The sequence below is a fragment of the Kitasatospora sp. NPDC059812 genome (assembly GCF_042732075.1).
Taxonomy (GTDB): Bacteria; Actinomycetota; Actinomycetes; order Streptomycetales; family Streptomycetaceae; genus Kitasatospora.
On record NZ_JBHWIO010000074.1, the window covers coordinates 1 to 21,315 of the forward strand.

The 21,315-nt window shown below is 72.8% G+C and carries 14 protein-coding genes; 7 read left to right on the plus strand and 7 right to left on the minus strand.

What is annotated here, in order from left to right; translation table 11 throughout:
• Positions 1 to 69: 69 nt before the first annotated feature.
• The 3 genes from ACFV6D_RS29265 to ACFV6D_RS29275 form a co-directional block, all read right to left on the minus strand.
• On the minus strand, positions 70 to 3,846 hold the full coding sequence (locus ACFV6D_RS29265; RefSeq protein ID WP_063347843.1) for a multifunctional oxoglutarate decarboxylase/oxoglutarate dehydrogenase thiamine pyrophosphate-binding subunit/dihydrolipoyllysine-residue succinyltransferase subunit: 3,777 nt from the start codon (positions 3,844 to 3,846) through the stop codon (positions 70 to 72).
• 282 nt (positions 3,847 to 4,128) lie between these two features.
• Positions 4,129 to 5,259, minus strand: a complete 1,131-nt coding sequence (locus ACFV6D_RS29270) for a cell wall metabolism sensor histidine kinase WalK (RefSeq protein WP_063347842.1) — start codon at positions 5,257 to 5,259, stop codon at positions 4,129 to 4,131.
• 92 nt (positions 5,260 to 5,351) lie between these two features.
• Positions 5,352 to 6,089, minus strand: a complete 738-nt coding sequence (locus ACFV6D_RS29275) for a response regulator transcription factor (RefSeq protein WP_063351140.1) — start codon at positions 6,087 to 6,089, stop codon at positions 5,352 to 5,354.
• Between the two features lie 562 nt (positions 6,090 to 6,651).
• Between ACFV6D_RS29275 and ACFV6D_RS29280 the strand changes: the two genes are divergently transcribed.
• The 4 genes from ACFV6D_RS29280 (at position 6,652) to ACFV6D_RS29295 (ending at position 11,863) form a co-directional block, all read left to right on the plus strand.
• Positions 6,652 to 7,449, plus strand: coding sequence for a rhomboid-like protein (locus ACFV6D_RS29280; protein ID WP_063347841.1), 798 nt, complete (start codon positions 6,652 to 6,654; stop codon positions 7,447 to 7,449).
• Positions 7,450 to 7,617: 168 nt separating this feature from the next.
• A complete protein-coding gene (lon, locus tag ACFV6D_RS29285; RefSeq protein WP_380561733.1) occupies positions 7,618 to 10,014 on the plus strand; it encodes an endopeptidase La in 2,397 nt (798 codons plus the stop codon).
• Positions 10,015 to 10,081: 67 nt separating this feature from the next.
• Entirely contained in the window at positions 10,082 to 10,624 is a 543-nt protein-coding gene (locus ACFV6D_RS29290; RefSeq protein WP_380561735.1) for a GtrA family protein, read from the plus strand.
• An 18-nt stretch (positions 10,625 to 10,642) separates the two neighbouring features.
• Entirely contained in the window at positions 10,643 to 11,863 is a 1,221-nt protein-coding gene (locus ACFV6D_RS29295) for an ROK family transcriptional regulator (RefSeq protein WP_063347838.1), read from the plus strand.
• Positions 11,864 to 11,933: 70 nt separating this feature from the next.
• Here the strand turns inward: ACFV6D_RS29295 and ACFV6D_RS29300 are convergent, their stop codons facing one another.
• Positions 11,934 to 12,986 (minus strand): ABC transporter permease, encoded by a 1,053-nt coding sequence (locus ACFV6D_RS29300; protein WP_063347837.1) that lies wholly within the window; start codon positions 12,984 to 12,986, stop codon positions 11,934 to 11,936.
• 112 nt (positions 12,987 to 13,098) lie between these two features.
• Between ACFV6D_RS29300 and ACFV6D_RS29305 the strand changes: the two genes are divergently transcribed.
• Both ACFV6D_RS29305 and ACFV6D_RS29310 read left to right on the plus strand, forming a co-directional pair.
• Positions 13,099 to 13,548 (plus strand): MarR family winged helix-turn-helix transcriptional regulator, encoded by a 450-nt coding sequence (locus ACFV6D_RS29305; protein ID WP_371517154.1) that lies wholly within the window; start codon positions 13,099 to 13,101, stop codon positions 13,546 to 13,548.
• A 188-nt stretch (positions 13,549 to 13,736) separates the two neighbouring features.
• Positions 13,737 to 15,284, plus strand: a complete 1,548-nt coding sequence (locus ACFV6D_RS29310) for an MDR family MFS transporter (RefSeq protein WP_063347836.1) — start codon at positions 13,737 to 13,739, stop codon at positions 15,282 to 15,284.
• A 128-nt stretch (positions 15,285 to 15,412) separates the two neighbouring features.
• Here ACFV6D_RS29310 and ACFV6D_RS29315 read toward each other — a convergent pair whose 3' ends face one another.
• Entirely contained in the window at positions 15,413 to 15,661 is a 249-nt protein-coding gene (locus ACFV6D_RS29315) for a hypothetical protein (protein ID WP_063347835.1), read from the minus strand.
• Between the two features lie 26 nt (positions 15,662 to 15,687).
• The gene (locus ACFV6D_RS29320) at positions 15,688 to 16,872 is read right to left on the minus strand and encodes an inorganic phosphate transporter (protein WP_063347834.1); all 1,185 of its coding nucleotides are present in this window, start codon (positions 16,870 to 16,872) and stop codon (positions 15,688 to 15,690) included.
• A 333-nt stretch (positions 16,873 to 17,205) separates the two neighbouring features.
• Here ACFV6D_RS29320 and ACFV6D_RS29325 point away from each other — a divergent pair, with 333 nt between their 5' ends.
• Positions 17,206 to 18,861 (plus strand): NlpC/P60 family protein, encoded by a 1,656-nt coding sequence (locus tag ACFV6D_RS29325; RefSeq protein ID WP_380561737.1) that lies wholly within the window; start codon positions 17,206 to 17,208, stop codon positions 18,859 to 18,861.
• 77 nt (positions 18,862 to 18,938) lie between these two features.
• Here the strand turns inward: ACFV6D_RS29325 and ACFV6D_RS29330 are convergent, their stop codons facing one another.
• Entirely contained in the window at positions 18,939 to 21,224 is a 2,286-nt protein-coding gene (locus ACFV6D_RS29330; protein WP_380336801.1) for an FdhF/YdeP family oxidoreductase, read from the minus strand.
• Positions 21,225 to 21,315: the final 91 nt, after the last annotated feature.

Sequence of the window (21,315 nt, forward strand, 5' to 3'; positions counted from 1 at the left end):
GCCCCCGTCTCCCAGGGGAGGACGGGGGCCGCGGGCTTCGGTGCTCCAGCGCTTCGGGGCCTCAGGGCCTCAGAGCGAGTAGACCTCTTCGATCAGCGCCTGCTGCTCGGCGGCGTGCCGCTTGGCCGAGCCGACCGCCGGGGACGAGGCCGTCGTGCGGGCGACGCGGCGCAGCCGCGAGCCGTTGGCGCTGCGGCCGACGACGACCTGGAGGTGGTCGACCAGGTTCATCGCGATGAACGGCCAGGCGCCCTGGTTGTCCGGCTCCTCCTGCGCCCAGACGAACTGGACGTCGTCGCCGTAGCGGGCGAGCTCCTCCTGGAGCTCGGCCACCGGCAGCGGGTAGAGCCGCTCGACCCGGACGATCGCGGTGTCGGTGACGCCGCGCTCGGTGCGGGCCGCCGCCAGGTCGTAGTAGAACTTGCCGGCGGTGATGACGACCTTGCGCACCTGCGCCGGGTCGACGGTGTTGTCGCCGATGACCGGGCGGAAGGAGCCGGACAGGAACTCCTCGGTCGCACTCGCCGCGGCCTTGAGACGCAGCATCGACTTCGGGGTGAAGACGACCAGCGGCTTGTGGTGCGGGTTGTGCGCCTGCCAGCGCAGCAGGTGGAAGTAGTTCGACGGCAGGGTCGGCATGGCGACCGTCATGTTGTTCTGCGCGCACAGCTGCAGGAAGCGCTCCGGGCGGGCGGACGAGTGGTCCGGGCCCTGGCCCTCGTAGCCGTGCGGCAGCAGCAGGGTGACGCCCGAGTGCTGGCCCCACTTCTGCTCGGCGGAGGCGATGTACTCGTCCACCACGGTCTGCGCGCCGTTGACGAAGTCGCCGAACTGCGCCTCCCACATGACCAGCGAGTTCGGGCGGGTCAGCGAGTAGCCGTACTCGAAGCCCATCGCCGCGTACTCCGACAGCAGGCTGTCGTAGACGGTGTAGCGGGCCTGGTCCTCGGTGAGGTACTGCAGCGGGGTGTAGTCCTCGCCGGTGTTGCGGTCGATCAGGACGGCGTGCCGCTGGCCGAAGGTGCCGCGGCGGCTGTCCTGGCCGGCCAGGCGGACCGGGTGGCCCTCCATGAGCAGCGAGCCGATGGCGAGGGTCTCGCCCGTCGCCCAGTCGATGGTGTTGTCCTCGACGGAGGCGGCGCGGCGCTGGAGCTGCGGCAGCAGGCGCGGGTGGACGGTCAGCCAGTCCGGCAGGTTGACCTGCGAGGCGGCGATCCGCTTGACCATCTCCTGGGAGATGCCGGTCTGGATGTTGACCGGGAAGTCGGCGACCGGCTTGCCGGCGATGGCCGGGGCGGGGGTCTGGGCGGCGTCGCGGACCTCGGCGAAGACCTTCTCCAGCTGGCCCTGGAAGTCCTGGAGCGCCTGCTCCGCCTCTTCCATGGTGATGTCGCCGCGACCGATCAGGCCCTCGGTGTACAGCTTGCGCACCGAGCGCTTCTTGTCGATCAGGTCGTACATCAGCGGCTGGGTGAACGACGGGTTGTCGGCCTCGTTGTGACCGCGGCGGCGGTAGCAGATGAGGTCGATCACGACGTCCTTGTGGAACGCCTGGCGGAACTCGAAGGCGAGCCGCGCGACGCGGACCACGGCCTCCGGGTCGTCGCCGTTGACGTGGAAGATCGGGGCCTCGATCATCCGGGCCACGTCGGTGCAGTACATCGAGGAGCGCGAGGACGCCGGGGCGGCGGTGAAGCCGACCTGGTTGTTGACCACCAGGTGGATCGTGCCGCCGGTGCGGTAGCCGCGCAGCTGCGACATGTTCAGGGTCTCCGCGACGACGCCCTGGCCGGCGAAGGCCGCGTCGCCGTGGATCTGGATCGGCAGCACCGGGAAGGTGGTGCCGCCCTGGTCCAGGATGTCCTGCTTGGCGCGGGCGATGCCCTCGACGACCGGGTCGACCGTCTCCAGGTGGGAGGGGTTCGCGGCGAGCGAGACCTTGATGGTCTCGCCGTCCAGGCCGGTGAAGGTGCCCTCGGAGCCGAGGTGGTACTTCACGTCGCCGGAGCCGTGCATCGACTTCGGGTCGAGGTTGCCCTCGAACTCGCCGAAGATCTTGCCGTACGGCTTGCCGACGATGTTGGCCAGCACGTTCAGGCGGCCGCGGTGGGCCATGCCGATGACGGCCTCGTCGAGGCGGTGCTCGGCGGCGGCGTCGATGGTGGCGTCCAGCAGCGGGATGAGCGACTCGCCGCCCTCCAGCGAGAAGCGCTTCTGCCCGACGTACTTGGTCTGCAGGAAGGTCTCGAAGGCCTCGGCCGAGTTCAGCCGGCGCAGGATGCGCAGCTGCTCCTCGCGCTCGGGCTTGGAGTACGGCTTCTCCAGGCGCTCCTGCAGCCACTTGCGCTGCTTCGGGTCCTGGATGTGCATGTACTCGACGCCGACGGTGCGGCAGTACGTGTTGCGCAGCAGGCCGAGGATGTCGCGGAGCTTCATCATCTTCTGGCCGCCGAAGCCGCCGACCGCGAACTCGCGCTCCAGGTCCCACAGGGTGAGGCCGTGGGTGGTGACGTCCAGGTCGGGGTGCTTGCGCTGCTTGTACTCCAGCGGGTCCGTGTCGGCCATCAGGTGGCCGCGCACACGGTACGCGTGGATCAGCTCCATGACGCGGGCGGTCTTGTTGACCTCGTCGTCGTGGGTGGTGGCGACGTCGGTGGCCCAGCGGACCGGCTCGTACGGGATCCGCAGCGACTCGAAGATCTCGTCGTAGAAGCCCTTCTCCCCGAGGAGGAGGCGGTGGATCTCGCGCAGGAACTCGCCGGACGCCGCGCCCTGGATGACGCGGTGGTCGTAGGTCGAGGTCAGCGTCATGATCTTGGAGACGCCCAGCCGGGACAGGGTCTCCGGGGCGGAGCCCTGGAACTCGGCCGGGTACTCCATGGCGCCGACGCCGACGATGGTGCCCTGGTTCTGCATCAGGCGCGGCACGGAGTGCACGGTGCCGATGCCGCCGGGGTTGGTCAGCGAGACCGTGACGCCGGTGAAGTCGTCCATGGTCAGCTTGTTGGCGCGGGCCCGGCGGACGATGTCCTCGTAGGCCTGCCAGAAGCCGAAGAAGTCGAGGGTCTCGGCCTTCTTGATGGCCGCGACGACGAGCTGGCGGTCGCCGTTCGGCTTGACCAGGTCGATGGCCAGGCCGAGGTTGACGTGCTCGGGCTTGACCAGGAAGGCCTTGCCGTTCTCCACCTTGTAGCTGTAGTTCATGCCCGGGGCGGCCTTGATGGCCTGGACCAGGGCGTAGCCGATCAGGTGGGTGAAGGAGACCTTGCCGCCGCGGGCGCGCTGCAGGTGGTTGTTGATGACGATGCGGTTGTCGATCAACAGCTTCGCGGGCACCGCGCGGACCGAGGTCGCGGTCGGCACCTCCAGCGAGGCGTCCATGTTGGTGGCGACGGCCTTGGCCGGGCCGCGCAGCTGGATCAGCTCGGGGCCGGCGGGCGCGTCCGCCGCGGCGGCGGCCGGAGCGGCCGCAGGGGCCGGGGCGGCGGCCTTGGGGGCCGGGGCCGGAGCCGGGGGCGCGACGGGAGCTGCGGCGAGCGGCGCGGGGGCCGGCGCCGGAGCGGCCGGGGCGGCCGGTGCGGCGGGGGCGGTCGCGGCCGGAGCAGCAGCAGCGGGCGCGGGGGCAGCGGCAGGGGTCGGCGTGGGGCCGGCCTGGGTCGCGGCCTGGGTCACTGGGGTCACCTCGGTACCGGGCTTGTAGTCGGCGAAAAAGTCCCACCAGGCTCGGTCGACCGAGTTCGGGTCCTGGAGGTACTGCTGGTAGATCTCATCGACGAGCCACTCATTGGGACCGAAGCCAGTGGAGCTAGCCGAGCTATTGGGGGTTTCAGGGGACTGTGGCGACACGGCGGCAACCGCCCTCTTCCGCTTCCTTTTGGGATGTTTGGACAGCGGGGATTAAGGCTACGCCCCTGACCAGTGATCGCGCAGTCCCCGGGCCCCAGGCGTCGCCCAGATCACAGTCCTGACCTGCAGTTTGGCTGAAAATGTGCGTTAGAAAGCCGTATCTGAGGGGAAGCGATCGCGCCCACCCATGGGGCATATCCGGGCAAAACCGGACAAAGGCGCACGTAGATCATCCAATGATCTTCGTGTACGTCTGTGTCGCTTCTGTGACACATCCGACCCTCAGCGCTGCCCCGGCAGCCGGACCTCGATCCGGCAGCCGCGCGGCGACTCGGCGACCGCGATCCGACCGCCGTGCAGGTCCACCGCCCAGCGGGCGATGGCCAGGCCGAGGCCGGTGCCGCCGTCCGAGCCGGGCCCCTGGGCGGTCGCGGTGCCGCTGCGGCTGAACCGCTCGAACACCCGGCCGCGGTCGGCCGGCGGGATGCCCGGACCCTCGTCCTCGACCTCCAGCAGCAGGCCGCCGGGCCCGCCGTCGGGCCGCGCGCGCACCGTCACGGTGCCGCCGGGCGGGGAGTGTTTGCAGGCGTTGTCGACCAGGTTGGCGACCACCTGGTGGAGCCGTTCCGGGTCCGCCACGCCGGTCAGGCCGGTCGGGCTGACCTCCAGCGCCAGCCGGACGTCGCCGCGCCGGGAGAACGCCCCGCCGGCCGTCGCGCCGTCCACGGTGACCCCGCGCAGCACGCCGTCCAGGAACTCGCGCACCTCGAAGGGGCGGGCGTCCAGGTCGACCACGCCGTCGTCGATCTTGGAGAGGTCCAGCAGGTGGGTGACCAGGCGGCCGAGCCGCTCGGTCTGCTCCAGGGCGGCCCCCAGGGTCGCCGGATTGGGCTGGACGACGCCGTCCACCACGTTCTCCAGCACGGCGCGCAGTGCGGCGATGGGCGTGCGCAGCTCGTGCGAGACGTTGGCGACCAGCTCGCGGCGGTGCCGGTCGGCGGCCCCCAGGTCGGCGGCCATCTGGTTGAAGGTGGTCGCCAGCTCGCCGATCTCGTCGCGCGAGTTCACCTCGACCCGGCGGCTGTAGTCGCCGGAGGCCATCGCGCGGGCGGCGGCCGTCATCTCGCGCAGGGGGGCGGTCAGCCCGTGCGCGAGGAACTGCATGAAGAGCAGCGAGGCGATCATGGAGAAGACCATGATGATCCGGATCTGGGTCTCGGACCGGATCGCCACGACCACCATGCCGGTGGCCAGGAAGACGGAGACGATCACCAGCAGGGCGAGCTTGCCCTTGATCGAGCGGACCGGGTCGAGCGGCCGGATGTCGGCCCAGACCCGGCGGGCGGCGCGGGCGGCCAGCGTCTGCGACCGCGTGCCGCCGGTGTCCCCGTTGCGTTGCTGTGGAAAGGTCATTGGTCCCCTGTGATCCCCGCGTACGTCCCCCGCGTGGTGCGCGGCAGTTCGGGACACGGGCCCCCCGGAGGCCCGTCGCCCGAGGCTCGCCGCTAGGAGAGCGGGGCCTCCAGCGCGTACCCGACGCCGTGGACGGTACGGATCCAGCTCGCGCCGATCTTGCGGCGCAGCGCCTTGACGTGGCTGTCCACGGTGCGGGTGCCGGACGCGTCCGTCCAGTCCCAGACCTCGGCCAGCAGCTGCTCGCGGGTCAGCACGGCGCGCGGCTGCGCGGCCAGGCAGGCGAGCAGGTCGAACTCGGTGGGCGTCAGGTGGACGTCGCCCGAGGCGAGCCGGACCCGGCGCTGCACGTGGTCGATCTCCAGCTCGCCGAAGCGCAGCGAGCCGAGCGCGGGCGTGCGGGCCGCCTGCTGGGCGCGCTCGACGCGGCGCAGCAGCACGTTGACCCGGGCGGCCAGTTCGCGCATCGAGAACGGTTTGGTCATGTAGTCGTCGGCGCCCACGCCGAGGCCGACCAGCAGGTCCGTCTCGTCGTCGCGCGCGGTCAGCATCAGCACCGGCACCGGGCGCTGCGCCTGGATCCGGCGGCACACCTCAAGGCCGTCGAAGCCGGGCAGCATGATGTCGAGGACCACCAGGTCCGGCTGCCAGGTGTGGAAGCCGTCGACCGCGCCCGGCCCGTCGTGGGCCACGGCGACCTTGAAGCCCTCCGCGCCCAGCCGGGCCGCGATCGACTCCGCGATCGTCGGCTCGTCCTCCACCACCAGCACTCTGCGTTGGCTGCTCACCGTGCCGCCGCTGTGGTTGTTGTCCTGCTGAAGTTCTGTCACGGTCACGCCACCGCCCCCAGGGCTGCGGGCCGGCCACCTGTGGGGATGGCGGGCTCCGCTCGTAGTCTTGTTCCGTCGTGGACTGTGCCGGGTCCGCCGTCCCGTCGTGCGTGCGGGTCGGCGGGCGGATTGTCGCCCGCCCACTTCTCCCGCGCACTTCGCAGCGTACGGACAGCGGATGCCTCCCGGCAGGTGGACCGGACGTTTCCGGCCCGTGGGCCGGCTGTCGGGCCGCCCTCGGAGCCCACTGCACGAGTGGGCACGGGCCGATACCTTACCCGGCGATTTTTCTCTGCGTAACGGTACGTATGCAGTCGAGTTGACGCCAAGTCGCCGGTCAGAGCCCCTGCCGGTGCGCCCGCCGGAAGAAGGTCTGGACCAATATCAGGAATCCGGTCGACCGGTTTCCTGACGGTCTTCACCGGCTTTTCTCAGATGCCTCTCAGAACCTCGACGTAACGTGGCCACGACAACGCCCCGCAGGGCGGGATCCGCGGCGCGCGCCGGTACGTTGGGCACCTGGTGAGGGGCCGGTGGCTGCCGGCGTGGAGCGGAGGGCGGCATGGCTGGACTGCGGCGAGGTGCCGGACGGGTCGGGGCGTCGCCCGCCGGCCCGCCGTACGGCATGCTCCGGCACGGTCTGCGCACCGGCGTCGTCGAGTGGCTGCTGGCGCGGGTGCCGACACCCCGGCGAAACCCCTTCACCCTCGGCTATCTCGCCGTGGTGGGCGCCACCACGACCTTTGCCAAACTCGCCGATCCGGAACTCGTGCAGCGGCTGCAGGAGGCCTCCAGTTCCGACGGCCACAACCTCCTGCAGCACCCCCTGCGCGCGCTGCTGCTCAGCGGTTTCTGGGTGGCCGGCGAGGTGTGGATGCCCTACCTGTGGGGATTCGCCGTCACCCTCGCGCCGCTGGAGCGCCGGATCGGTCCCGCCCGGGCGGCGGCGGTCTTCGCGATCGGGCACGTCACGGCCACGCTGCTGTCCCAGGGCGTGGTGATCACCGCGGTGGAGACCGGGCGGATGGAGACCGCGGCGCTGGACTACCTGGACATCGGCGTCAGCTACGGCGTGCTCACCTGCCTGGGTGCGGTGGCCGGGCTGCTGCCGTGGCGCGGGCGGCTGGTCGCGCTCGGCGGCGCCGGGCTGCTGATCGCCGAGCAGATCCTCACCGAGCGGGACCTGGTCACCGCCGTGGGGCACCCCGCCGCGGTGCTCACCGGGGTGGCGCTGTGGCGCTGGCTGCGCCGGGTCCAGGCCCGCCGACCGCGGCCGAAGCCGCGGATGCGCCGGGTCGAGGCGCCGGCCGCGGGCTCCTCGCCCGCGCCGGGCGGCGCTCCGGTCCTGGACGTGCGCTGACCCTTCCGGGTGCCGTTCCCGCGTGCTTTTGACGGCGCTTCCCGCGCCCTCCCCCCGTTCGCTCCGCACCCTCCTCCTGTTCGCTCACGGCGAACACCGCCCCGGGAACATCCGGCGCACGCCAGGCCTTAGTCAGGTCGACTCAACTTCACTGACTGGGGAGAGATCATGGCATCGACGTCCACACCGCTCACCCTGCCCGTGCTGCCGCTCGACGACGAGGTCGTCCTGCCGGGCATGGTCGTCCCGCTGGACCTCAAGGACACCGAGGTGCGCGCCGCGGTCGAGGCCGCCCGCGCGGCGGCCACCGGCACCGGCAAGCCGCAGGTCCTGCTGGTCCCGCGGGTGGACGGCTCGTACGCGGCGGTCGGCACCCTGGCCACCGTCGAGCAGGTCGGCCGGCTGGCCGACGGGGAGCCGGCCGCGCTGGTGCGCGCCGTGCGCCGGGTCCGCATCGGGGCCGGCACCACCGGCCCCGGCGCCGCCCTCTGGGTGGAGACCACGCCCTTCCGGGAGTCCTCGGTGGACACCCCGGCGGCCGGCCGGGCCGCCGAGCTGGTCAAGGAGTACAAGGCGCTGTCCACCCAGTGGCTGCGCAGGCGCGGCGCCTGGCAGATCGTCGACCGGGTGGCCCAGATCGAGGGCGTCGGCGAGCTCGCCGACAACATCGGCTACGCGCCCTTCGCCACCGCCGAGCAGAAGCTCAAGGTGCTGCTGGAGGCCGACCAGGTCGCCCGCCTGGAGTACGCGCTGACCCTGCTGCGCGACCACCTCGCCGAGGAGGAGGTCAACGACACCATCCGCAAGGACGTCGAGGAGGGCGTCGCCAAGCAGCAGAAGGAGTTCCTGCTCCGCCGCCAGCTGGAGGCCGTCCGCAAGGAACTGGCCGAGCTCAACGGCGACCCGGCCGACGAGGAGGGCGACTACCGCGCCCGGGTCGAGGCCGCCGACCTGCCCGAGAAGGTCCGCGACGCGGCCCTCAAGGAGGTCGACAAGCTGGAGCGGGCCTCCGAGCAGTCCCCCGAGGGCCCCTGGATCCGCACCTGGCTGGACACCGTCCTGGAGCTGCCCTGGAACGAGCGCACCGAGGACGCGTACGACATCGCCGGCGCCCGCGCCGTGCTGGACGCCGACCACGCCGGCCTCGCCGACGTGAAGGACCGCATCGTCGAGTACCTCGCCGTGCGCAAGCGCCGGGCCGACCAGGGGCTCGGACTGGTCGGCGGCCGGCGCGGAGGCGCGGTGCTGGCACTCGTCGGCCCGCCCGGCGTCGGCAAGACCTCGCTCGGCGAGAGCGTGGCCCGCGCCATGGGCCGCACCTTCGTCCGGGTCGCGCTCGGCGGCGTCCGGGACGAGGCCGAGATCCGCGGCCACCGGCGCACCTACGTCGGCGCGCAGCCCGGCCGGCTCGTGCGGGCGATCAAGGAGGCCGGCTCGATGAACCCGGTCGTCCTGCTCGACGAGATCGACAAGGTCGGCTCCGACTACCGGGGCGACCCGGCCGCCGCCCTCCTGGAGGTGCTGGACCCGGCGCAGAACCACACCTTCCGGGACCACTACCTGGAGGTCGAGCTCGACCTCTCGGACGTCGTCTTCCTCGCCACCGCCAACGTGCTGGAGGCCATCCCCGAGGCGCTGCTCGACCGGATGGAGCTCGTCCGCCTCGACGGCTACACCGAGGACGAGAAGGTCGTCATCGCCCGCGACCACCTGCTCCCGCGCCAGCGCGAGAAGGCCGGACTGGGCGGCGAGCAGGTCAGCGTCGACGAGGCGGCGCTGCGCCGACTGGCCGGGGAGTACACCCGGGAGGCCGGCGTGCGGAACCTGGAGCGCTCGATCGCCCGGGTGCTGCGCAGGATCGCCGCCCAGGCCGAGCTCGGCGAGCGCGAACTGCCCGCCGCGATCGGCCCGGACGAGCTGCGCGCCCTGATCGGCCGGCCCCACCACGTGCCGGAGGCCGCCCAGGCGCCGGCCGAGCGGCGCACCGCCGTCCCCGGCGTGGCCACCGGCCTCGCCGTGACCGGCGCCGGCGGCGACGTCCTCTACATCGAGGCCTCGCTCGCCGACGCCGAGACCGGCGGCACCGGGCTCACCCTCACCGGGCAGCTGGGCGACGTGATGAAGGAGTCCGCGCACATCGCGCTCTCCTACCTGCGCTCGCGCGGCGCCGAACTGGAGCTGCCGGTCACCTCGCTGCGCGACCGCGGCGTGCACCTGCACGTCCCCGCCGGGGCCGTCCCCAAGGACGGGCCGAGCGCCGGCATCACCATGACCACGGCGCTCGCCTCGCTGCTGTCCGGCCGCAAGGTCCGCACCGACCTGGCGATGACCGGCGAGGTGTCGCTGACCGGGCGGGTGCTGCCGATCGGCGGGGTGAAGCAGAAGCTGCTCGCCGCCGACCGGGCCGGCGTCACCACGGTGATCATCCCCAAGCGCAACGAGGCCGACCTGGACGACGTCCCGGCCGAGGTGCTGGAGCGGCTCACCGTGCACCCGGTGGCGGACGTGCGGGAGGTGCTGGAGCTGGCCCTGGAGCCGGCCAAGGTCCTGGCCGCGGCGGCCTGACCCGGCCGCGCCGGGTCGGCGGGAGGATCGACGGGAGGACGGCGTCTGCGCGTGCCACACTGCGGAGATGCCGTCCCCCACGCAGCGCGCCCTGGCCCGGGTGCCGGCCCGGCTGCGTCCGTTCCTGGTGCGGCACCGCAGGCTGGTGAAGTTCCTGCTGGTCGGCGGCGCCTGCTTCGTGCTCACCACGGTGACCGACTTCGAGCTGAAGTTCACCGTGCTGGAGCACAAGCCGGTGGTCGCGCTGACGGTCGCGACCGTGATCTCGACCGTCGTCTCCTACGTGCTCAACCGTCGCTGGGCCTTCCGGACGGCCGGGCACCCGCGCGAGGCACTGCTGTTCTTCCTGGTCAGCGCCATGGCGATCGCCGTCAACGACCTGCCGCTGGCACTCTCCCGCTACGCCCTGGACCTGCGCGAGCCGTACGTCGGCCCGCTCGTCCAGGAGACCGCGGACTTCCTCAGCGGGATGGTCGTCGGTACCTTCGCCGCGATGCTGTTCCGCTTCTGGGCGATGCAGCGGTGGGTCTTCACCCGGCCCGCCGAACGGGCGCACCCGAGGTACGAACCCGGTTACGCTGCACCCGAGATGCCACGGGATGCCCCATAAGGCCGTGAGGTGAGGGTTATGCGCGGGGAACCGGACGCGGTTCGGAGCGGGCCCGCCAGCCAGCAGGGGATGCGCCGGGCCAACCTGGCCCTGGTGCTCGGGGTGATCGCGCGCGCCCCGCGCTCCCGGGCCGAGGTGGCCGCCGAGACCGGGCTGACCAGGGCCGCCGTCTCCTCGCTCGCCGAACAGCTGATCGCCGGCGGCCTGGTCGTCGAGGAGGGCCCGGCCGCGCCCAGCGGCAAGGTCGGCCGCCCCGGCACCGCGCTCGGGCTCAACCCGCTCGGGCCCGGCGGCCTCGGCGCCGAGATCGGCGTGGAGCACCTCGGCGCCTGCGTGGTCGACCTGAGCGGCGAGGTCCGGACCTGGCGCCGCCGCGAGGTCCGCAACCGGGGTCGCCGGCCCGCCGCTGTCATGGCCGACCTCGCCGAACTGCTGCACGCGGCCGTCGCCGAGGCGGGCCTGCGCCCGGCCGGGCTGACCCTGGCCGTCCCCGGGCTGGTCGGCACCTCCGGTGGGGTGCTCCAGCGGGCCGCCAACCTGGGCTGGCGGGACGTCCCGCTGGCGGCCGAACTGCGCCCGGCGCTGCGCGCGGCCGGCGCGGCCGAACTGGCCGAGCTGCCGGTCGAGGCGGACAACGAGGCCAACCTGGGCGGGCTGGCCGAACGGTGGCTGGGCGGCGGGCCGGAGGACTTCCTGTACGTGTCGGCCGAGGCCGGCGTCGGCGCGGCGATCGTGGTCGGCGGGCGGCTGCTGCGCGGGGCGCGCGGCTACGCGGGCGAGTTCGGCCACGTACCGGTCCACCCGGACGGCCACCGCTGCGCCTGCGGCGCGCACGGCTGCCTGGAGCAGTACGCGGGGGAGGCGGCCGTGCTGCGGGCGGCCGGGCCGGCGGGCGCGCGGGGCGACTGGGTGACGCTGCTCGCCGGGCGGGCCGGGGCCGGGGACGAGCCGGCCCTCGCGGTGCTGGCCGGGGCCGGTTCGGCGCTGGGCATCGCGGCCGCCGGGGCGGTCAACCTGCTGGACCCGGCCGAGGTGGTGCTGGGCGGCGGCTACGCCCGGCTGGCGCCCTGGCTGCTGCCGGCGATGCGGGCCGAGCTGGCCGCCCGGGTGACGGTGCGGCCCTGGTCGGACGAGCGGCTGACGGTGTCCCGGCTGGGCCGGCGCGGGCCGCTGCTGGGCGCCGCGGTGGGCGTGGTGCGGGCCGTCGTCGCGGACCCGGGCCGGCTCGCCGGCGGCTGACCTCCCGGCCCGGGACGCACCCGAGCCCCCGGCCGGGCGGCCGGGGGCTCGGGCGCAGGAACGCGGGGGATCAGGCCTCGGAGGACGCCTCGGCGGCGACGATCTCGCGGCCGCCGGAGCGCGGGCCACGCAGCACGGCCAGGTAGGCGACGCCGATGCCGATCAGCGCCCAGACCACCAGGACCACGATCGGCATGCCCAGGTTGGTGGAGCCGAAGTAGGCGATCGACTTGGTGGCACTGGTCCCGGCGCCGTTCGGGATCAGCGAGCCGATGGCCCGCCAGAACGGCGGCATCATCGGTGCCGGGTAGACGCCGCCGGCGCTCGGGTTGCCCAGCACCACGAAGATCAGCACCGCGACGCCGATGCCGATGACGTCGAACAGGCATTGCAGCGCCATGGTGAACGCGCCGACCGTGAACACCACCAGGGCGCCGATGCCGGTCAGGGCCAGGATCGAGCCGGGCAGCGCGTCCAGCACCGGTCCGGCGATGATCGTGCCGCCGAGGCCGGCGCCGACCGAGTACAGCGCGAGCACGCCGAGGCGGATCAGCAGGCGGTGGACGTTGGCGGGCTTGGAGCCGGCGCTGATGCCGAGGATCGAGGCGACCAGGTAGCCGCCGACGCACCAGCCGATGACCAGGTAGAACGCGGAGAGGCCGTTGGTGTCGCCCTTGGCGAGCGGCACGACGTCCTCGACCTTGACGGTGCGGCCCTGGGCCTTGTCCAGCGCGGTGGTGATGGACTCGGCGGCCTTGGCGGCGGAGGTGCCGCGGGCGCCGCCGACCAGCAGGGTGTCCTCGGTGCCGGTCGGGTTCACGACCAGCGCGGCGTAGATCTTCTGGTCCTTGATCTGCTGGGTGGCCGTCTCGGCATCCGGGGCGGTGACGGCCTTGACGGCGTCGTCCGGCACGGATTCCAGCGCCTGGACCAGCTTGGGGGCGACCTGCGGCGGGGCGACCACCGCGATCGACAGCTCGTGCGGGGCCGGGTGGTGCAGCGCCCCGACGTACGAGGTGATGAAGCCGAGCTGCAGCAGCAGCACGCCGATCACGAGCAGTGCCGCACGCGGTGTGACCGCGCCCTTCAGTTCAGCGACGAAACCCTGCCCCGGGGCGGCCATCCACATCTCCTTGTGTATTGGGGGAAAACGGATACTTCATACCATGAACTAGTTAGCTTGTCGCACCCCACGCGCCGCCTTCCAGCCAGTGCGGCTGCGGGATACTGGCGCGGTGAGTGACGAGGAATCCCTGCTGGCGGTGGAGCGCGAGGTCGCGCTGATGTTCCGGCGGGGCCGGGCCCGAGTGGCGGAGCTCTCACGCCGGGTGCACCCCGAGCTGGAGGGGATGGCGTACAGCATGCTCGGCTACATCGAGCAGGCCGGGCGGGTGCGGGTGACGGACGTCGGCGTGCACTTCGCGGTCGGCAAGGCCACGGTGAGCCGGCAGATCCGGGCGCTGGAGGAGCTGGGCCTGGTGGCCCGGGAGACGGATCCGCTGGACCGCCGGGCCGCGCTGGTCTCGCTGACCGAGGATGGGCGGCGGCGCTACCTGGCGGCCCGGGACGTCCGGATGCGGCGGGTGCGGGAGCTGCTGGGCAGCTGGTCGCCGGAGGACGTGGACCGCTTCGCGGTGCTGCTGCACCGCTTCAACGACGTGATCGGGGAGCCGCCGGCGGAGTGACCGGGGGCCGGGCCCCGGGGCGGGGTCGGGGCCACGGTGGCTGGATCCAGGCCTGGGGGCGCGGCCTTTACTTGGGCTTGAAGAAAGTTGCCTTAGTCAACCATCGGGCCTATGGTTGCGTAAGGCAACAATTTTCCCTGCCTGCGCACCCCCCGCCCCCCGCTCACTCCTCCCGCCGAAGGACCCAGATGACCGTCACAGCCGAGGCGACCGTCGGAGCCGCCGTCGACGATCAACCGATGACCCACCGGCAGGTGATGGAGGCGCTGTCCGGCCTGCTGCTCGGCCTCTTCGTAGCCGTGCTCTCGTCGACCGTCGTCTCCAACGCCCTGCCGCACATCCTCACCGACCTGCACGGCGGCCAGTCCGCCTACACCTGGGTGATCACCGCGGCCCTGCTGACCCTGACCGCCTCCACCCCGATCTGGGGCAAGCTCTCCGACCTCGTCAGCAAGAAGCTGCTGCTCCAGATAGCCCTGCTGATCTACATCGCCACCTCCGCCCTGGCCGGCCTCTCCCAGAACACCGCCGAGCTGATCGCCTGCCGCGCCCTCCAGGGCATCGGTGCCGGCGGTGTGGTCGCGCTGGGCCAGATCTGCCTGGCCGCGATGGTCCCGCCGCGCGAGCGCGGCCGTTACAGCGGCTACTTCGGCGCGGTCTTCGCGCTGGCCACCATCGGCGGACCGCTGATCGGCGGCGTCATCGTGGACACCTCGTGGCTGGGCTGGCGCTGGTGCTTCTACGTCGGCATCCCGTTCGCGCTGGCCGCGATCCTGGTGGTGCAGCGCACCCTCAAGCTGCCGGTGGTCAAGCGCAAGGCGAAGATCGACTACCTGGGCGCGCTGGTCATCACCGGCGCCGTCAGCCTGCTGATGATCTGGATCACGCTGGCCGGCACGAACTACGACTGGCTGTCCTGGCAGACCGCCGCGATGGTCGGCGGCGGCCTGCTGCTGGGCGCCCTCGCCGTGGTGATCGAGCGCCGCGCCGCCGAGCCGATCATCCCGCCGGACCTCTTCAAGTACCGCACCGTCACCCTGGCCGCGGTGGCCAGCGTGCTGGTCGGCGTCGGGATGTACGGCGCGACCACCTTCCTCAGCCAGTACTTCCAGCTGGCCCGCGCCAAGTCCCCGACCATGGCCGGCCTGATGACCCTGCCGATGATCCTCGGCCTGGCGCTCGCCTCCACCGTCGCCGGCCGGCTGATCACCAAGTACGGCAAGTGGAAGGCCTACCTGGTCGCCGGCACGGCGCTGCTCGCGATCGGCTTCGGCCTGCTCGCCACCGCCCGCGCCGACACCGACTACAAGCTGCTCTGCGTCTACATGGCGATCACCGGCATCGGCCTCGGCCTGACCAGCCAGAACCTGGTGCTCGCGGTGCAGAACACGGTGCCGCGCCACGAGCTCGGCGCGGCCAGCTCCGTGGTGACGTTCTTCCGCACCATGGGCGGCGCGATGGGCGTCTCCGCGCTCGGCGCGCTGATGAACAGCAAGGTGACCCACTACCTCGCGGAGAACCTGGCCGCCGCGCACATCCCGGCCGCGAGCGCGGCCGGCGGCGGGGGCATCCCGGACCTGCACAAGCTGCCCGCCCCGATCGTCCCGCTGGTGACGGACGCGTTCGGGCACGGCGTCGGCACCGTCTTCCTGTGGGCCGCGCCGTTCGCGGCGCTGGCCTTCGTCACGGTGCTGTTCATCCGGGAGACCGCGCTGAAGACCAGCCAGCAGGGCTGACTCCGGGCGGGGATGCGCGAACGGGCCGGGGAGCGTGGATCACACTCCCCGGCCCGTTCGGTTCGTCCCGCGCGCGGACGGCGGGAACCGTCGGCCACGCGCTACGGCGCGGCGATCAGGACCACGCGCTACGGCGCGGCGATCAGGACCAGGCCGTAGACGACGGCCGCGGCGCAGAGGCCGAAGCAGGCGTAGGCGCCGGCCAGGGCCAGCCGGCCGCCGCCCGGCTCCTGGGCGGCCTCGCCCTCGCGGGCGCTCAGCGCGGCCTCGCGGCGGGACAGGGCCAGGATGCCGAGGGCGAAGACGGAGACCACGGCGACGGTGATGCCGAAGCTGGCACCGGCGGTCTGGGCCAGGGCGTTCCACTTGATGTGCATGGCGGGTGCTCCTCAGCCTGCGGCGCTCAGGCCGCGACCGTGGTCGAGGCGGGGGTGGGGGCGTTCGCGGGGGCGGCGGTGGCGGGGACCTCCACCGGGGTGACGTCGTTGACGTCGTTGACGTTGTCCGCGCTGATCGGCTGGCGGCGGGAGATCAGCCACATCGCGCCGGAGCCGGCCACCAGCACGGCGCCCACCAGGACGATGCCCCAGGTGCCCTGGCGGACCAGCAGCGCGGCGCCGCCCGAGACCAGCGCGGCGGCCGGCAGGGTCAGCGCCCAGGTGTAGACCATGCGGCGCACCAGGCTCCAGCGCAGCTCGGCCTTCGGGCCGCCGAGGCCGGCGCCCATGATGCCGCCGGAGCAGACCTGGGTGGTGGAGAGGCCGAAGCCCATGTGCGAGGAGGTCAGGATGACGGTCGCGGCGGCCGACTCGGAGGCGAAGCCCTGCGGCGCCTTGATGTCGGCGAGGCCCTTGCCCATCGAGCGGATGATCCGCCAGCCGCCCATGTAGGTGCCGAGCGCGATCGCGGCGCCCGCGGAGATGATCACCCAGGTGGGCGGCAGCGCGCCGTGCGGCAGGGCGCCGACCGACACCAGGGTCAGGGTGATGATGCCCATCGTCTTCTGGGCGTCGTTGGTGCCGTGCGCGAGCGAGATCAGCGAGGACGAGAAGATCTGGCCGGTCTTGAAGCCCTTGGTGGCGGTGGTCTCGTTGCCCTTGCGGGTGATCGCGTAGGCCAGCTTGGTGGCGCCCCAGGAGGCCAGGCCGGCGACCAGCGGGGAGGCGATCGCCGGGATCAGGATCTTGGAGAGGACGGTGTCGAAGTTGACGCCGTTCATGCCGACACCGACGACGGTGGCGCCGATCAGGCCGCCGTACAGCGCGTGCGAGGAACTGGACGGCAGGCCGCGCAGCCAGGTCAGCAGGTTCCAGAGGATCGCGCCCGCCAGCGCGGCGAAGATGATCTCGGGGTGGATGCCGCTCTTCTCGTTGACGATGCCGCCGGAGATGGTGGTGGCGACCTTCACGGACAGGAACGCGCCCGCGAAGTTGAGGACGGCCGCGATGGTGACCGCGACCTTCGGCCGGAGGGCTCCCGTCGCGATGGAGGTGGCCATCGCATTGGCGGTGTCGTGGAACCCGTTGGTGAAGTCGAAGGCGAGCGCCGTGATGATCACAACGGCTACCAGGAACGAGATGTGTTCCATACCCAAACAATCGTCGTAGTTGTCGCACGGACGTTGGTGTCGTCGCGACCGTAGGTCTGTTTGGTAAACGGAAGGTGAACTGAGCCGGGAATCGTGGTTCCGCTGGTGTCCCAGCGGTGTCCGGGAGCTTTCGGAAGGGTGTCGGCGGTCGCGCTGAGCTGGACATTAGCGAAGTTCGCCCCGGTTCGCTCCGGTTTGCTGAGAGCTGTCTCACAGATCAACCCAGAATTAACCTCCCAGTCCGGATGCGCCCTGTTTCCGGTGAGTAACCCGTGGGAGGATCTGCGGGATCCGGGGACGCCGGTGACAGGCTGGGGCGGGGAGGACCAACCCATGGGCGGGGCTGCACAGCGCACTGAAACGGCAGTCGTACGGCCCTGGCTGCGGGCGGCACTGCGCTGCGGAGCCGCCCTCGCGGCCGCCGCGCTCGCCCTCCCGCTCGCCGCGCAGGCCGCGTACGCCGCCCCCGACCCGGGCGCCTCGATCACCGCGGCCAGCCCGGGCGACGACCCGCTCGCCGCCGCCAAGGCCACCCTCGGCCCGCTGCTCGACCAGCTGCACGCGCTCTACCAGAGCGCCGAGACCGCCACCGAGCAGTACAACGGCGCCGTCGCCAAGGTCGCCGAGCAGCAGGCCGCGCTCACCGACCTCCAGGGCCGGCTGGACCGCCAGCAGAAGCAGGTCGACGCCGGCACCGACATCGCCTCCCAGCTCGCCGCCGCCCAGTACCGCAACGGCGCCGCCTCCGCCTACGCCGAACTGCTGCTCTCCAAGGACCCGTACGAGGCCGTCACCATCGCGGAACTGCTCACCGCCGCCAGCCGCTCGCAGTCCGAGTTCCTGGACCGGCTGAAGACCGACCGCGAGGCCCTCGCAGGCCTGACGAAGCAGACCGAGGACGCGCTCAAGACCTCCCAGACGCTGGTCACCCAGCAGGACGCCGCCAAGGCCAAGGTCGCCACCGACCTCGCCTCCGTCGAGCAGCTGGTCTCCTCGCTCACCGGCGCCCAGCGCACCGAACTGGAGAAGCTGGAGAAGGCCAAGGCCGACGAGGCCCAGCTCCTCTTCCTCGCCTCCGGCGTCCTCGGCAAGGGCGAGCGCACCCCGTCGGCGGCCGGCCGCACCGCCATCGCCTTCGCGCTCGCCCAGCTCAACAAGCCGTACCTGTGGGGCGGCGCGGGGCCGGACTCCTACGACTGCTCGGGCCTCACCTCGCAGGCCTGGCTGCACGCCGGGCTGCCGATCCCGCGCACCAGCCAGGAGCAGTGGGCCCAGCTCCCGCACATCGCGCTGAACCAGCTCCGCCCCGGCGACCTGGTCATCTACTTCGAGGGCGCCACGCACGTCGCGATGTACATCGGCGGCGGACTGGTCGTCCAGGCACCCCGGCCGGGCGCCGTCATCAAGGTGTCGCCGATCGGCTCGATGCCGATCCTCGGGGCGGTGCGGCCCGACCCGTCCGGCGCGGCGGACGAGGCCGGCGGCAGCTGGAAGGTGCCGGACCTGCCCGCCGGCTGGGACACCGTCACCCCGATCGCGCCCAGCCCGGCCAACCAGGTCCCGACCGCCCCGGCCCCCGGCACGCCCGCCAACCCGCCGGCCACCCCGGGCACGCCGTCCACCACCCCGGGCACGCCCGCGGACACCGGCACCGGCACCGGCACCGGCACGCCGTCCGGCACCGGGACCGGAACGCCCGCCGACCCGGGGACGCCGTCCGGCACCGGCACCACCGCCCCCGGCACGTCCACGCCGACCCCGACCCCGACCGGGACGGGCACGCCCACCCCGACCGGGACGGGCACCCCGACGCCGACCGGCACGGGCCCGGCGACGCCCGCGCCGACCGGCACGGGCCCGGCGACGCCCGCGCCGACCGGCACCGGCACCCCGGGTTCCACCGGCACCGCGGCCTCCACCACCACCGGCTCGGCGAGCGCCGGAGCCCCGGGCAGCGCCACCGCGACACTGCCGCTCGGCGGCAACTAGGCCCTAGGTCCGGACAGGGCCTGAGCCATGACGAAGGCCGCCCGGCGTCCACGGACACCGGGCGGCCTTCGCGTGCGTCACGCCGGGGCGCCGGTGTCCGGCTCGAAGCGGACGACCACGGCCTTGGAGGTCGGCGTGTTGCTGATGTCGGCGGTGGAGTCCAGCGGGACGAGCACGTTGGTCTCCGGGTAGTAGGCCGCCGCGCCGCCGCGGGCCACCGGGTAGTGGACCACCCGGAAGTGCGGGGCGCGCCGCTCGACGCCGTCCCGCCACTCGCTCACCAGGTCGACGAAGGCGCCCTCGGCCAGGCCCAGTTCGGCGGCGTCGGCCGGGTTGACCAGGACCACCCGGCGGCCGCCCTTGATGCCCCGGTAGCGGTCGTCCAGGCCGTAGATGGTGGTGTTGTACTGGTCGTGCGAGCGCAGCGTCTGCAACAGCAGGCGGCCCGGCGGGACCTCGGGGGCGGTGAGCGGGTTGACGGTGAAGTTGGCCTTCCCGGTCGCGGTGGGGAAGGTCCGGGAGTCGCGCGGGCCGTGCGGCAGGGTGAAGCCGCCGGGGCGGCGGACCTTCTCGTTGTAGTCCTCGAAGCCGGGGACGACCCGGGCGATCCGGTCCCGCAGGGTGTCGTAGTCGGCGGCGAAGTCCTCCCACGGCACGGTGTCCCCGGGGCCGAGGACGCTGCGGGCCAGCCGGCAGACGATCGCGGTCTCGGAGAGCAGGCCCGGGGCGGGCGGGCGCAGGCCGCCGCGCGAGGAGTGCACCTGGCCCATCGAGTCCTCGACGCTGACGAACTGGGCGCCGGCGCCGCTGACGTCCCGGTCGGTGCGGCCCAGGGTGGGCAGGATCAGTGCGCGGGCGCCGGTGACCACGTGCGAGCGGTTGAGCTTGGTGGAGACGTGCACGGTCAGCCGGCAGCGGCGCATCGCCGCCTCGGTGACGTCGGTGTCCGGGGTGGCCGCGACGAAGTTGCCGCCCATCGCGAAGAACACCCCGACCCGGCCGTCGCGCATCGCCCGGATGGTGTCCACCGAGTCGAGGCCGTGCGCGCGCGGCGGCTCGAAGCCGAACTCCTTGCCGAGCGCGTCCAGGAAGGCCGTCGAGGGCCGCTCGAAGATGCCCATCGTCCGGTCGCCCTGGACGTTGCTGTGCCCGCGCACCGGGCAGACCCCGGCGCCCGGGCGGCCGACGTTGCCGCGCAGCAGCAGGAAGTTGACCACCTCGCGGATGGTCGGGACGGCGTGCTTGTGCTGGGTGAGGCCCATCGCCCAGCAGACGATGATCTTCCGGGAGCCCAGCACCAGCCGGCCGAGCTCCTCGATCTGCTCCCACGGCAGGCCGGTCGCGGCGAGCACCTCGGCGCGGTCGGTCGCGCCCGCCTGCGCCTCGAACTCCTCGAAGCCGTGGCAGTGTTCGGTGACGAAGGCGCGGTCGACGCCGTCCTGCTCCAGGATCATCCGGTTGAGCGCGCGGAACAGCGCCAGGTCCCCGCCGAGGCGGATCTGCAGGAACAGGTCGGTCAGCTTGGTGCCGTGGCCGACCAGGCCGCGCGCGTGCTGCGGGTTCTTGAAGCGCTCCAGGCCGGCCTCCGGCAGCGGGTTCACGCTCACGATGGTGGCGCCGGCCCGCTTGGCGCGCTCCAGCGCGGAGAGCATCCGGGGGTGGTTGGTGCCCGGGTTCTGGCCGGCCACGATGATCAGGTCGGCTTGGTAGAGGTCCTTGAGGCTGACGCTGCCCTTGCCGACGCCGAGCGTCTCGGTGAGCGCCGAGCCGGACGACTCGTGGCACATGTTGGAGCAGTCCGGCAGGTTGTTGGTGCCCAGCCGGCGGGCGAACAGCTGGTACGCGAAGGCGGCCTCGTTGCTGGTCCGCCCGGAGGTGTAGAAGGCGGCGCCGTCCGGGGTGTCCAGGGCGCGCAGCTCCTCGGCGATCAGCGCGAAGGCGTCGTCCCAGGAGACCGGCGTGTAGTGGGTGGCGCCCTCGTCGAGCAGCATCGGCTGGGTGAGGCGGCCCTGCTGGCCCAGCCAGTAGCCGGAGCGCTCGGCCAGTTCGGCGACCGGGTGGGCGGCGAAGAACTCGGCGCGGATCCGGCGCTCGGTGGCCTCCTCGGCGACGGCCTTGGCGCCGTTCTCGCAGAACTCCGCCGTGTGTGTCTTGCCCGGTTCCGGCCAGGCGCAGCCGGGGCAGTCGAAGCCGTCCGGCTGGTTGACCTTGCGCAGCGTGGCGAGGGTGCGCAGGGGGCCCATCTGCTCGGCGGCCATCCGCAGGCTGTGGCCGACCGCGGGCAGCCCGGCCGCCGCGTGCTGGGGCGCGGACACCTCGGGGGCGTCCTGCGCCGGGTCGCTCTGCGGGGCCTGCTTGGCCATGACCGCTTCTCCTCGGCTCTGCTCGTCCGGCGGCCGTGACACCGGGGTGACACCGGGTCCGCCGGGCCCGCCGCTTCGGCGCGGGGGCTGA

What these genes read in the sequence shown, in the direction of transcription:
- ACFV6D_RS29270 (WP_063347842.1), bottom strand. Translation starts at nt 5,259, where the DNA reads ATGACCTTTCCACAGCAACGCAACGGGGACACCGGCGGCACGCGGTCG.
- ACFV6D_RS29280 (WP_063347841.1), top strand. Translation starts at nt 6,652, where the DNA reads ATGGCTGGACTGCGGCGAGGTGCCGGACGGGTCGGGGCGTCGCCCGCC.
- lon (WP_380561733.1), top strand. Translation starts at nt 7,618, where the DNA reads ATGGCATCGACGTCCACACCGCTCACCCTGCCCGTGCTGCCGCTCGAC.
- ACFV6D_RS29290 (WP_380561735.1), top strand. Translation starts at nt 10,082, where the DNA reads ATGCCGTCCCCCACGCAGCGCGCCCTGGCCCGGGTGCCGGCCCGGCTG.
- ACFV6D_RS29295 (WP_063347838.1), top strand. Translation starts at nt 10,643, where the DNA reads ATGCGCGGGGAACCGGACGCGGTTCGGAGCGGGCCCGCCAGCCAGCAG.
- ACFV6D_RS29300 (WP_063347837.1), bottom strand. Translation starts at nt 12,986, where the DNA reads ATGGCCGCCCCGGGGCAGGGTTTCGTCGCTGAACTGAAGGGCGCGGTC.
- ACFV6D_RS29310 (WP_063347836.1), top strand. Translation starts at nt 13,737, where the DNA reads ATGACCGTCACAGCCGAGGCGACCGTCGGAGCCGCCGTCGACGATCAA.
- ACFV6D_RS29315 (WP_063347835.1), bottom strand. Translation starts at nt 15,661, where the DNA reads ATGCACATCAAGTGGAACGCCCTGGCCCAGACCGCCGGTGCCAGCTTC.
- ACFV6D_RS29320 (WP_063347834.1), bottom strand. Translation starts at nt 16,872, where the DNA reads ATGGAACACATCTCGTTCCTGGTAGCCGTTGTGATCATCACGGCGCTC.
- ACFV6D_RS29325 (WP_380561737.1), top strand. Translation starts at nt 17,206, where the DNA reads ATGGGCGGGGCTGCACAGCGCACTGAAACGGCAGTCGTACGGCCCTGG.
- ACFV6D_RS29330 (WP_380336801.1), bottom strand. Translation starts at nt 21,224, where the DNA reads ATGGCCAAGCAGGCCCCGCAGAGCGACCCGGCGCAGGACGCCCCCGAG.